The following is a 12,321-nucleotide window of genomic DNA, read 5'->3' as shown; positions in this document are numbered from 1 at the left end:
CACAATTGTTTTCAGAACCCCTACTTCGAAGGAGCGATCATGCTCGTCGGTATCCCGACCGAGATCAAGAACAACGAGTTCCGCGTGGCGATCACCCCGGCGGGCGTGGCGGAACTGACCAGACGCGGCCACGACGTGATCATCCAGGCCGGCGCGGGCGAGGGCTCGGCCATCACCGACAACGACTTCAAGGCCGCCGGCGCCCAGATCGTCACCACGGCCGACCAGGTGTGGGCCGAAGCCGAGTTGCTCCTCAAGGTCAAAGAGCCGATCGCGGCCGAGTACTCGCGCATGCGTGAGGGCCAGACGCTGTTCACTTACCTGCACCTCGCGGCGTCCAAGGAGTGCACCGATGCGCTGCTGGCGTCGGGCACCACCTCGATCGCCTACGAAACCGTGCAGACCGCTGACGGTGCACTGCCTCTCCTGGCCCCGATGAGCGAGGTGGCCGGCCGGCTGTCCGCACAGGTCGGCTCCTACCACCTGATGCGCACCCAGGGCGGCCGCGGCGTGCTGATGGGCGGCGTCCCCGGCGTCGCACCGGCCGAGGTCGTCGTCATCGGCGGTGGCGTGGCCGGCTACAACGCGGCCCGCATCGCCAAGGGCATGGGCGCGCACGTCACGGTGTTCGACCTGAACATCAACACATTGCGCAAGATCGACAACGAGACCAACGGCGGCATCGAGACCCGTTACTCGTCGTCGCTGGAGCTGGAAGAGGCGGTCAAGACGGCCGACCTGGTGATCGGCGCAGTGCTGATCCCGGGCGCCAAGGCCCCCAAGTTGGTCACCAATTCCACGGTGTCCCACATGAAGCCCGGCGCGGTGCTGGTGGACATCGCCATCGACCAGGGTGGCTGCTTCGAGGATTCGCGGCCCACCACCCACGACGACCCGACGTTCGCCGTGCACGACACCGTCTTCTATTGCGTGGCCAACATGCCCGGCTCCGTGCCGCGCACGTCGACGTTCGCGCTGACCAACGCCACCATGCCGTACGTGCTCAAGTTGGCCGACAAGGGCTGGAAAGCAGCCTGCGGCGCGGATCAGGCGCTGGCCAAGGGTCTCTCGACGCACGAGGGTGCGCTGCTGTCGGAGCAGGTCGCCTCAGACCTCGACATGCCGTTCACCGATCCGGCCACCGTCCTGGCCTGATCCCACCCGACCGTCGCCCGGCTGGAGTTCGCTCCGGCCGGGCGACGTGCATTCCGGCCCGTAGCGATTCTTGACACGTGTCAAGTATCGTGGTGCCCATGTTGCGACAGTTGTTCCCCACCGTTCCGACGACCACGACTGAGGCGCTCGACGTCTTCGACGCGGCCGAGGCCGTCGAGCCGGAGTTCATGCTCGGCACCTGGCACGGTGCCGAGTTGCCGACCGGACATCCGATGGATGGCCTGCTGGCGGCCAGTGGCTGGTGGGGCAAGCAGTTCATCGACGGCGAGACCGTTCACCCGCTGCTGTTCCCCGCCGGTGACGGCGCATCGCTGTGGGCCCTCAATCCGGCGCTGGCCTTCGGCGGCCTTGCGGTGTCGACCAAGATCCCGCTGCTTCGGAATCGGTCGATGGTGGCGCCGATCGCAGCATTGCGACCGGTACTCCGAACCCGCGCACCCAAAGCCAGGTTGCGCACCACCCGCTACCGCGGCGTCGACACCGCGACCATGATCTACGACCAGCTGCCCATCAACGACGTGTTCCGGCGACTGGCCGACGACGCCGTGATCGGGGCGATGGACCTGCGGAACTCCGGCAAGCCCTATTTCTTCGTTCTGAAGCGCGACGACTCGCTGCGGGTGACCTAGCAGCCGCCCGTACGCGAGCTGTTCACCGCACATTCGACCGGTGGCTCCGAGGCGATGCTTGGATCGAAAGGGCAAGCGTCACAAGGACTTTTCCAGGATCTACATTCCAGGACTTAGGAGTCACCCATGGTTAACCTGCCCGTCGCGCACCAGCCCCGTCCGCTGCTGCCCGAGCTTTCGGAGTTCTTCGCCGGAATCACGCCGTTCGCCAGCCTGCGGCCGATCTTCGAGCGCAACCTGATGCGCATCGAGGACGAGGTCACCGAGGACCATTACGAACTGCGCGCCGAGATCCCCGGCATCGATCCGGCCAACGACGTCCAGATCACCGTGGCCGACGGCCAGCTGACGGTGAAGGCCGAGCGTTCCGAACGCGCCGACGCCACCGCGCGGTCGGAGTTCTCGTACGGTTCCTTCCTGCGCACCGTGACGCTGCCCGCGGAGGCCGACGAGGACAACATCACCGCCGGCTACGAGCGCGGCATCCTGACCGTGCGCGTGCCGCTGTCGCAGAACCCCGCCGGCGCACGACAGATCGCGATCGAAGGCACCGAGAACGGATCGACCGCAATCGAATCCGCCGAGCACTCAGAGTAACGACGGCAGTACCAGCGCCGTCAGCTCACCGATGAGCGGGCGCAGGTTGTCGGCCTTCGGGTCGTCGGCCTGCGACCGCGTCATCATCGCCAACAGCAGCCGTTGCCCGTCGGGCCCAAAGGCGATCCCGACGTCATTGGTGCTGCCGTAGTCCCCGCTACCGGTCTTGTCAGCCGTGGTCCAGCCCTCCGGAAGTCCGGCACGCATGCTCGAGGTCTGATTGGCCCGCATCCAGTCCTCCAACTGGCGGCGCTGCGGCGGGCTCAATGCGTCACCGACGAGGATCTCGCGGTATCCACCCGCCAATGCCGCAGGCGTGCTGGTATCCCGCGGATCACCCGGTATCGCCGTATTCAATTCGACCTCCCAGCGGTCCAGCCGGGTGCGCTCATCTCCGATACTGCGGGCGAACGCTGTGATACCCGCCGGCCCGTCAATGGTCTTCAGCAGCAGGTTGCCCGCCGTGTTGTCACTGCGCTGCAGCGCGGCCTGACACAACTGCGCCAACGTCATCTCGGCACCGGCATGGGTCTCGGTGACAGGCGAGTTCGGCACGATCGCCTCCGGATCGACGAACACCCGGTTGTCCAGCGACAACTGCCCGCGCCCGACCTGCTGCAGCACACGCGCAGCGGCATAGCCCTTGAATGTCGAGCACATCGAGAACATCTCGTCGGGCCGATGGGCGAGGGTCTTTCCCGAGTCCAGATTGGCCGCATACAAGCCGATCAGGGCGTTGTCCCGACGTTCCAGTTCTGCGATCTGGTCATCAACCGGGCCCGCCAAAGCCGGTGCGGCATTACCCACACCGGCACCGACGGCAGCCGCCGCCACGAGCGAACCGATCAGAACATTGCGTCGCGAGAGTCCCGTCATCGGACCCAGCCTAGCGGGTCAGCCCGCGATGGTTCGAAGCTGTTGCGGCAGAGTCTTTTTCGAACGATACGGGCCGAGCACTGCAGCGCCGTAGTCGCGGGACAGCAATTGATGCGCCACCGCGTTGACTTCTTCGAGCGTGACCGCCTCGATCTGGGCCAGCGTGTGATCGATGGTCCGGTGTTCACCGTAATTGAGCTCGCTACGCCCGATCCGGTGCATCCGGGATCCGGAATCCTCCAGCCCGAGTACCAGCCCACCACGCAAAGAGCCCTTGGCGATCCGGCACTCGTCGGCGGTGATCCCGTCTCTGGCAACGCCTTCCAGAACGTCGGTGGTCACCCGGATCACTTCGTCGAATCGTTCCGGCTGACATCCTGCGTACACCGAGAGCGCGCCGCTGTCGGCGAAGGTGTCCACCGTCGAGTACACCGAGTAGGCCAGACCGCGGGATTCCCGAATCTGTTGGAACAGGCGGGAACTCAGGCCGCCGCCGAGTGCGGTGTTGAGCACCGACAGGGCCCATCGGTGTTCCCAGTGCCGGCCGGGCGTGCGAACGCCGAGTGACACGTGGCTCTGTTCCCCGTCGCGGTCGACCACGAGCAACGACGGCTTGCCGCCGACTCGGCCTGCACCCTTACGCGGAGCCACCGCGGCCCGCCCGGCTTCCAGCCGCGGACCGAAATGCTCCCGTACCAACGACACAACCACGTCGTGGTCGATGTTGCCCGCCACCGCCACGATCATCCGTTCGGGCGTGTAACGACGGACGTGGAACGAATGCAGTTGCGCCCGCGTCATCGTCTCGATCGACTCGACGCTGCCGATCACCGGGCGTCCCACCGGGTGATCGCCGAACATCGCCGAGAGGAAGACGTCGCCGAGGCTGTCCTCGGGATCGTCGTCGCGCATGGCGATCTCTTCGAGGACGACGTCGCGTTCCACCTCGACATCCTCGGTGGCGCAACGGCCCCGCAGCACGACGTCGGCTACGAGGTCGACCGCGAGCTCCAGATCGGAGTCGAGCACATGCGCGTAATAGCAGGTGTGCTCGCGCGTGGTGAACGCGTTCAGCTCACCGCCGACGGCATCGACAGCCTGCGCTATCTCGACTGCGCTGCGCGTCGGGGTGGCCTTGAACAGCAGGTGTTCCAGGAAGTGGGCGGCACCCGCGACGCTTCGTCCTTCGTCGCGGGAACCGACACCTACCCAGACCCCGACGGATGCCGAACGCACCGACGGGATGTACTCAGTGACCACCCGGAGTCCGCCGGGCAGATCTGTCCGGCGGACATCAGTGGTATTCAGTGCAAACGCCTTGTGCCGAGCTGAGGTGATCAGGACTCGACAGCAGCGGCGTCGGCTGTAGCCGGGGCACCGTCGGCAGCCTTGTCGCCGCCGTCACCCTGCTCTTCGTCCACGAGCACCAGCGAGATCTTGCCGCGGTTGTCGATATCGGCGATCTCGACGCGCAGCTTGTCGCCGACCTTCACCACGTCCTCGACCTTGTTGATCCGCTTGCCGCGGCCCAGCTTCGAGATGTGGACCAGGCCGTCACGACCCGGCAGCAGCGACACGAACGCACCGAAATCGGTGGTCTTGACCACGGTTCCGAGGAACCGCTCACCGATCTTGGGCAACTGCGGGTTGGCGATGGCGTTGATCTTGTCGATCGCAGCCTGCGCCGCTTCGCCGTTGGAGGCGCCGACGAACACCGTGCCGTCATCCTCGATCGAGATCGAGGCACCGGTCTCCTCGGTGATCGAGTTGATCATCTTGCCCTTGGGCCCGATGACCTCACCGATCTTGTCGACCGGAACCTTGATCGTGGTGATCCGCGGTGCGTACGGGCTCATCTCGTCCGGCGCGTCGATGGCCTCGGCCATCACGTCCAGGATCGTCAGCCGCGCGTCCTTGGCCTGGCTCAGCGCGCCGGCCAGCACCTTGGACGGGATGCCGTCCAGCTTGGTGTCGAGCTGAAGCGCGGTGACGAAGTCCTTCGTGCCTGCGCACTTGAAGTCCATGTCGCCGAAGGCATCCTCGGCGCCGAGGATGTCGGTCAGCGTCACGTAGCGGGTCTCACCGTCGACCTCGTCGGAGACCAGCCCCATGGCGATGCCGGCCACCGGCGCCTTGAGCGGCACACCGGCGTTCAGCAGCGACAGCGTCGAGGCACACACAGAGCCCATCGAGGTCGAGCCGTTCGAGCTCAGGGCCTCGGACACCTGACGGATCGCGTACGGGAACTCCTCCACGCTGGGCAGCACGGGAACCAGTGCCCGCTCGGCCAGCGCGCCGTGGCCGATCTCGCGGCGCTTGGGCGAACCCACGCGGCCGGTCTCACCGGTGGAGAACGGCGGGAAGTTGTAGTGATGCATGTAGCGCTTGCTGGTCTCGGGTCCCAGCGAGTCGATCTGCTGGGCCATCTTGACCATGTCCAGCGTGGTGACACCCATGATCTGCGTCTCGCCGCGCTCGAACAGCGCGCTGCCGTGCGCCCGCGGGATGATGGCCACCTCGGCCGAGAGTGCACGGATGTCGGTCACACCACGGCCGTCGATGCGGAAGTGGTCGGTCAGGATGCGCTGGCGCACAAGCTTTTTGGTCAGCGAGCGGTAGGCCGCGCCGATCTCCTTCTCGCGCCCGGCGAAGGTGTCGCCCAGCCGCTCGAGCACCTCGACCTTGATCTCGTTGGTGCGGTCGTCGCGCTCGTGCTTACCGGCGATGGTCAGCGCCTCGGACAGCGCCTCAGTGGCCACCGCGGCCACGGCGTCGTAGACGTCCGCGGCGTAGTCGGGGAACAACGGGTACTCGGCGATCTCCTTGGCAGCCTTCTCGGCCAGCTCGGCCTGGGCGTCGCACAGCACCGAGATGAACGGCTTGGCCGCCTCAAGGCCCTCGGCCACAACAGCCTCGGTCGGCGCACCGGCGCCGCCGGCGATCAGCTCGATGACGTTCTCGGTGGCTTCGGCCTCGACCATCATGATCGCGACATCGTCGCCCACCTTGCGGCCCGCGACGACCATGTCGAAGACAGCCTTCTCCAGCTGCTCGACGGTCGGGAACGCGACCCACTGGCCATCGATCAGCGCGACGCGCACGCCGCCGACCGGGCCGGAGAACGGCAGACCGGAAATCTGCGTCGACGCCGAGGCGGCATTGATGGCCAGCACGTCGTACAGATCCTTCGGATCCAGGCTCAGCACGGTCACCACGACCTGGATCTCGTTACGCAGACCGCTGACGAATGACGGGCGCAGCGGCCGGTCGATCAGGCGACAGGTCAGGATCGCATCGGTCGACGGACGGCCCTCACGCCGGAAGAACGAGCCGGGGATACGGCCCGCGGCGTACATCCGCTCCTCGACGTCGATGGTCAGCGGGAAGAAGTCGAAGTGGTCCTTCGGCGTCTTGCTGGCGGTGGTGGCGCTCAGCAGCATGGTCTCATCGTCGAGGTAGGCGACGACGGAGCCGGCGGCCTGCTGGGCCAGCCGGCCGGCCTCGAAACGAATGGTGCGGGTGCCGAAGCTCCCGTTGTCGAGGATTGCGGTGGATTCGAACACACCGTCTTCAAGTTCAACTACAGACATAGAGTCCGTTGGCCTCTTTCGAATTCATTCAACTGTTTTTGCGGCGTCACGGTGGCGATACGCCACGGGACCCTGGATACGGCTACGGCCGTCGATCGAAGCGGCCGGATGACCCCTCAGAGATAGTCCCTGTGTCGGGGTTCCGGCAGCCACTACCGAAGACCGCCCGTCCAGGCGGGCCCGATATGACTCGCAGGAACAACGCCCGCGGATCGCGGGTGCCGCACCTGTGTTCAGCGCAGATTTCAGCCACTGAACGCCCTCATGTTACACGGCAGCAACGGCCCAACAGCCATCCGTGCCAGCTAGGACACGTCCTCCACACATACGGTGAACTGGCGTTCCGGGTAGGCGTAGCCCACTCCGCTGGCGCACTGATCGACGTTCGACACCCCGCGCAGAACCTCGGTGGCTCGTTGCCGGTGCGGCGCAGAAGAATCCGCGCAGTCCACCCGATACGGGTCTTTGTCGTTCGCCGGATCGATGCTCATGCAGCCGCCGGTGATCCAGTCGATGTCCAGACAGAGCGTCTGGGTCTCCTCACTGAATGCGCTGCGCACCGAGTAGTAGGTGTCGACGTCGCCCGGGCACTGATCGCTGTCGGTGACCGTGGAGATCACCTTGTAGTTCGACGCGTCGCTGCCGCACTCCGCTCGACTGGAGTCCGGGCGCTCGTACGTGCCGCTCATCTTCAGGCAGTCCCCTGCCTCCATGTCCGCGGCAGCCGCGGACGAGCATGCGGTCAATCCGCCGATGAAAAGTATCGCGGCTGCCCCGAGAGGGGCAGCCGCGGAAAGTGGTGGCATCGACGCCGCGTCAGCGACGCAGCCCGAGGCGCTCGATCAGCGAGCGGTAACGCGCCACGTCAACCTGGGCGACGTACTTCAGCAGCCGGCGACGACGGCCGACGAGCAGCAGCAGACCGCGCCGCGAGTGGTGGTCATGCTTGTGCTGCTTGAGGTGCTCGGTCAGATCCGTGATCCGCTTGGTCAGCAGGGCGACCTGCGCCTCCGGCGAACCGGTGTCGGTCTCGTGCAGACCGTAGCTGGTCAGGATTTCTTTTTTCTGCTCGGTGGTAAGCGCCACGAAAGTAACTCCATCATTTCAGTCCCGCGAACATATTCTCGGCACAGCCACCGCGGACTGCAGCATGCACCGGATCGGCGCAAAGTCTAGCAGCGATCAGTGCGCAGCCAGAATCGCGCGGGCCCGGTCGGTATCGGCCTCCATGGCCACCACCAGATCCTTCACCGAATCGAACTTCTCCTGCCCGCGAATCCGGGAGACGAAATCGACCGCGACATGCTGCCCGTACAGGTCGGCATTGGTGTCGAGCACGAAGGCCTCGACCGTGCGGGTGCGCCCGGAGAAGGTCGGGTTGGTGCCCACCGATACCGCGGCCTGATATCGCTCGCCGGGAATCACGGTGCCCATCACCGGGCCGTGGCCCAGCACGGTGAACCAGGCGGCGTACACGCCGTCGGCGGGAATCGCCGAGAACATCGGGGGCGCCACGTTGGCGGTAGGGAAACCCAGCACCCGGCCGCGCCCGTCACCGCGCACCACCACGCCCTCGACGCGGTGCGGTCGGCCCAAGGCCTCGGTGGCGGCCACCACGTCACCGGCGTCGACACAGGACCGGATGTAGGTCGAGGAGAAGGTGACCCGCTCGTCGCGATGCTCGGCATCGAGCGTTTCGGTCACCAGCGACATGCTCTCGACCGCAAATCCGAACCGCTCCCCGGCCGCACGCAGCATCGCCACGTTGCCTGCCGCCTTCTTGCCGAAGGTGAAGTTCTCGCCCACCACGACCTCGACCACATGCAGGTCCTCCACCAACAGCTCGTGGATGTACCGCTCGGGGGTGAGCTTCATGAAGTCCGAGGTGAACGGCATGACCAGAAAGACGTCGATGCCCAGTTCCTCGACCAGTTCGGCCCGCCGGGTAAGCGTCGTCAACTGCGCCGGATGACTCCCCGGAAACACCACCTCCATCGGATGTGGGTCGAAGGTCATGAGAACCACCGGTACTCCGCGTGATCGGCCCGACTTCACCGCATGGCTGATCAACTCTGCGTGTCCACGGTGAACCCCGTCGAACACCCCGATGGTGACTACACACCTGCCCCAGTCCGTGGGGATCTCGTCCTGCCCACGCCAGCGCTGCACGCGATCAGCCTACGACCCGAACGCGACGCGGTCTGCTCTAGATCCCCCGATCAGGTGATGATTGCCTAAACTTTCCTACTGTGAGTCCAGACGGTAACCATCAAGACCTCTCCACGGTTGCCCAGGACTATCTGAAAGTCATCTGGACAGCCCAGGAGTGGTCTCGCGAAAAGGTCAGCACGAAACTGCTGGCCGAGCGGATGGGCGTGTCCGCATCCACGGCGTCGGAATCCATTCGCAAACTCGCCGACCAGGGCCTGGTCGACCACGAGAAATACGGCGCGGTGACGCTGACGGATGCGGGCCGGCGCGCGGCGCTGGCGATGGTCCGCCGGCACCGGCTGATGGAAACCTTCCTGGTGCAGGAGCTGGGCTACAGCTGGGACGAGGTGCACGACGAGGCCGAGATCCTCGAACACGCAGTGTCCGACCGGATGCTGGACCGCATCGACGCCAAGCTGGGCCACCCCACCCGCGATCCGCACGGCGATCCGATCCCGGCAGCCGACGGCCGGGTGCCCACCCCGCCGGCCCGCCAGCTGTCGGCATGCCAGGACGGCGACGCCGGCACGGTGGCCCGCATCTCCGACGCCGATCCGGAGATGCTGCGGTACTTCGACAGCGTCGGCATCAGCCTCGATTCCCGGGTCCGGGTGGTGGCGCGGCGCGATTTCGCCGGCGTGATCTCGGTCGCGATCGAAAACCCGGCGAATCCCGCAAACCCCGCCGATCCCGCGGGTGGCGACGACACGAGCGTCCAGGTCGAGCTGGGTAATCCGGCGGCCGAGGCGATCTGGGTCGTCGCGAGCTGACCGCGCACCTGACCACCCAGCGCGAGCAATCAGCGCGATTTTTACCCGTGTGCGATAGCCGATTCGGCACCAACATGTCCTGTTCGTGACTGTCTCTCTGCACTGGTTCCTGCCCACCTACGGCGACAGCCGGCTCATCGTCGGCGGCGGCCACGGCACGCCCGCGGGTTCTGCCGGTGGTGACCGTGAAGCCTCGATCGACTACCTGGCGTCGATCGTCCGCTCGGCCGAGCGGTTCGGATTCACCGGTGCGCTCATCCCGACCGGGGCCTGGTGCGAGGACGCGTTCATCACCGCGGCGCTGCTGGCCCGCGAGACCACCTCGCTGGCGTTCCTGGTGGCGTTCCGCCCGGGTCTGGTGAGCCCGACGCTGTCGGCGCAGATGGCCGCGACGTTCGCCCGGCACGCACCCGGACGGATCCTGCTCAACGTCGTCGTCGGCGGCGAGGCCCACGAGCAGCGGGCCTTCGGCGACCACCTGGACAAGGACGCCCGGTATGCGCGTTGCGACGAGTTCCTCGACGTGGTGCACCGGCTGTGGGCCGGCGAGACCGTGACCCACAAGGGTGAGTACCTCGACGTCGAAGAGGCCTCCCTGGCCCTGCCCCCGACACCGGTGCCACCGCTGTACTTCGGCGGCAGCTCGCAGGCGGCCGGCCCGGTGGCGGCACGGCACTCCGATGTCTACCTGACCTGGGGCGAGCCGCCCGCGGCGGTGCGCGAGAAGATCGAATGGATCCGCGCGCTCGGCGAGGAGCAGGGACGCAAGCTGCGCTTCGGCATCCGCCTGCACACCATTTCGCGGGACACCTCCGAGGAGGCGTGGGCGCAGGCTGACCGCCTGGTCGCCGCGCTGGACGAGGAGACGGTGGCCGCGGCACAGGCCGGGCTGGCCCGCAGCCAGTCCGAGGGCCAGCAACGCATGCGTGCCCTGCACGAGGCCAACCGTCTGAACGGTACCTGGAACGACGCGCGGAGCTTGGAGATCGCTCCCAATCTGTGGTCAGGCGTCGGATTGGTGCGCGGCGGCGCAGGCACCGCGTTGGTGGGCAGCCACACCGAGGTGGCCGACCGGATCGCCGAATACGCCGAGATCGGTATCGACGAGTTCATCTTCTCGGGCTATCCGCACCTGGAGGAGCTGTTCTGGTTCGGCGAGGGCGTGGTGCCGATCCTGCGCGAACGCGGTCTGTTCGGCGGCGGCGAGCAGACCGGCGCCCCCGCCTCGATACCGTTCGTCGGCGCGCCGCGATGACCGATCTGGCCGGCGCCGTTCGTATCTCCTCGGCCCAGGCAGCGTTGGCCGTAGCCACTGAATTGTCGAACGCGTTCGCCGAGGGCGCCGGTGGGCGCGACGCACACCGGGCGCTGCCGCACGCGCAGGTGCGGGCGCTCAAGGAATCGGGACTGCTGGCGCTGACCGTGCCCACCGAGCACGGCGGGCTCGACGTGCCCGCCGCCGTGCTCGCCGAGGTGATCCGGCTGCTGGCCCACGGCGATCCGTCGATCGGCCAGATCCCGCACTCACATTTCACGTTCCTGGAGGCCCTGCGCCTGCAGGGCACCGCGGAGCAGCAGGCGTATTTCTACGGGCTGGTTCTGGATGGGGCGTTGTTCGCCAATGCCCAGTCCGAACGCGGGCCGCATCCCATCGACGTGGACACCACGACGCTGACGCCGTCGGGCACCGGCTACGTCCTGCGCGGCCGCAAGTACTACTCCACCGGGGCGTTGTTCGCCGACTGGCTGATCGTGCGGGCCTCGCGCTCCGATGACTCAGCGCTGGTGCCGACGGCCGCCACGCCCAAAGCCATCGCGTTCGTCCCGCGCGATGCTCTCGGGGTCGCGGTTGTCGACGACTGGGACGGCATGGGCCAGCGGACCACAGCCTCGGGCACCGTCACGCTCGATGCCGTCGAGGTGCCCGCCGCGCACGTCATCGAGTTCAGTCCGATCTTCACGCGGCCCGCGGTCTACGGGGCCAGGGCACAACTACTGCATGCGGCCCTCGATGTGGGTATCGCGACGGCCGCGCTGGAGGAAGGGGTGCGTCAGGCCGGCAACGCCCGGCCGCATTTCGAGGCGTCGGTGTCCAGCGCCGTCGAGGACCCGACCCTGGTACAGGTGGCCGGTGAGTTGACCGTGACGGTGCGGGGTGCTCAGGCACTGCTCGCCGAGGCTGCCAGGCAGGTCGACGCCGCCCGCGCGGATCTCACCGAGGACAGCGCCGCGGCGGCGTCCGTCGCGGTGGCGATCGCCAAGGTGGCCGCCGCCCGGTCAGCGGTGGAGGCGGGCAGCGCCCTGTTCGAGTTCGGCGGCACCCGCAGCGCGTCGGCGTCCGGCAATCTGTCGCGGTACTGGCGTGACGCCCGCACTCACACGCTGCACGACGCCACCCGCTGGAAGATCCGTCACATCGGAAACTACACCCTCTCGGGAACGAAACCGCCTCGCCACGGCCAACTTTGAGAC

The 12,321-nt window shown here is 66.9% G+C and carries 12 protein-coding genes; 6 read left to right on the top strand and 6 right to left on the bottom strand.

The genetic code is table 11. From position 1 onward, the window contains the following. The first annotated feature begins 39 nt into the window (after positions 1-39). The 3 genes from ald to AB0I14_RS05735 all read left to right on the top strand — a co-directional run bounded on the left by ald (position 40) and on the right by AB0I14_RS05735 (position 2,402). Complete coding sequence (gene ald, locus AB0I14_RS05745) at positions 40-1,155, top strand: alanine dehydrogenase (RefSeq protein ID WP_358017253.1); 1,116 nt, start codon at positions 40-42, stop codon at positions 1,153-1,155. Between the two features lie 98 nt (positions 1,156-1,253). After that, positions 1,254-1,805, top strand: coding sequence for a DUF4334 domain-containing protein (locus AB0I14_RS05740; protein WP_358017250.1), 552 nt, complete (start codon positions 1,254-1,256; stop codon positions 1,803-1,805). A gap of 126 nt (positions 1,806-1,931) precedes the next feature. After that, positions 1,932-2,402: an Hsp20/alpha crystallin family protein gene (locus AB0I14_RS05735; RefSeq protein ID WP_358017247.1), complete on the top strand. Its 471-nt coding sequence runs from the start codon at positions 1,932-1,934 to the stop codon at positions 2,400-2,402. Here AB0I14_RS05735 and bla read toward each other — a convergent pair. From bla to AB0I14_RS05705, 6 genes are all read right to left on the bottom strand, one after another. Beyond that, positions 2,394-3,278, bottom strand: coding sequence for a class A beta-lactamase (bla, locus tag AB0I14_RS05730; RefSeq protein ID WP_358017244.1), 885 nt, complete (start codon positions 3,276-3,278; stop codon positions 2,394-2,396). The two genes, AB0I14_RS05735 and bla, sit on opposite strands and share 9 nt — an antisense overlap. An 18-nt stretch (positions 3,279-3,296) precedes the next feature. Continuing rightward, positions 3,297-4,586: a pitrilysin family protein gene (locus tag AB0I14_RS05725; protein ID WP_358018969.1), complete on the bottom strand. Its 1,290-nt coding sequence runs from the start codon at positions 4,584-4,586 to the stop codon at positions 3,297-3,299. 29 nt (positions 4,587-4,615) lie between these two features. Continuing rightward, entirely contained in the window at positions 4,616-6,868 is a 2,253-nt protein-coding gene (locus AB0I14_RS05720; RefSeq protein WP_358017241.1) for a polyribonucleotide nucleotidyltransferase, read from the bottom strand. Between the two features lie 305 nt (positions 6,869-7,173). After that, positions 7,174-7,581 (bottom strand): hypothetical protein, encoded by a 408-nt coding sequence (locus AB0I14_RS05715; RefSeq protein WP_358018966.1) that lies wholly within the window; start codon positions 7,579-7,581, stop codon positions 7,174-7,176. Between the two features lie 103 nt (positions 7,582-7,684). Further along, on the bottom strand, positions 7,685-7,954 hold the full coding sequence (rpsO, locus tag AB0I14_RS05710; RefSeq protein WP_358017238.1) for a 30S ribosomal protein S15: 270 nt from the start codon (positions 7,952-7,954) through the stop codon (positions 7,685-7,687). A 96-nt stretch (positions 7,955-8,050) separates the two neighbouring features. Then, the gene (locus tag AB0I14_RS05705) at positions 8,051-9,037 is read right to left on the bottom strand and encodes a bifunctional riboflavin kinase/FAD synthetase (protein WP_358017235.1); all 987 of its coding nucleotides are present in this window, start codon (positions 9,035-9,037) and stop codon (positions 8,051-8,053) included. Between the two features lie 80 nt (positions 9,038-9,117). Between AB0I14_RS05705 and mntR the strand changes: the two genes are divergently transcribed. The 3 genes from mntR to AB0I14_RS05690 all read left to right on the top strand — a co-directional run bounded on the left by mntR (position 9,118) and on the right by AB0I14_RS05690 (position 12,318). Next, positions 9,118-9,849, top strand: a complete 732-nt coding sequence (gene mntR / locus AB0I14_RS05700) for a manganese-binding transcriptional regulator MntR (protein ID WP_358017231.1) — start codon at positions 9,118-9,120, stop codon at positions 9,847-9,849. 85 nt (positions 9,850-9,934) lie between these two features. Further along, complete coding sequence (locus tag AB0I14_RS05695; protein ID WP_358017228.1) at positions 9,935-11,104, top strand: LLM class flavin-dependent oxidoreductase; 1,170 nt, start codon at positions 9,935-9,937, stop codon at positions 11,102-11,104. Next, positions 11,101-12,318 carry an SfnB family sulfur acquisition oxidoreductase gene (locus tag AB0I14_RS05690; RefSeq protein WP_358017225.1) on the top strand — a complete coding sequence of 406 codons (1,218 nt, stop codon included), beginning with the start codon at positions 11,101-11,103 and terminating at the stop codon, positions 12,316-12,318. The genes AB0I14_RS05695 and AB0I14_RS05690 overlap by 4 nt, the downstream gene beginning before the upstream one ends. Positions 12,319-12,321 lie beyond the last annotated feature (3 nt).

Origin of the sequence: Mycobacterium sp. NPDC050441 (assembly GCF_040655355.1) — a bacterium.
GTDB lineage: Bacteria > Actinomycetota > Actinomycetes > Mycobacteriales > Mycobacteriaceae > Mycobacterium.
Note: the sequence above shows the minus strand (reverse complement) of the source record. Positions and strands in the feature narration are given on the sequence as shown.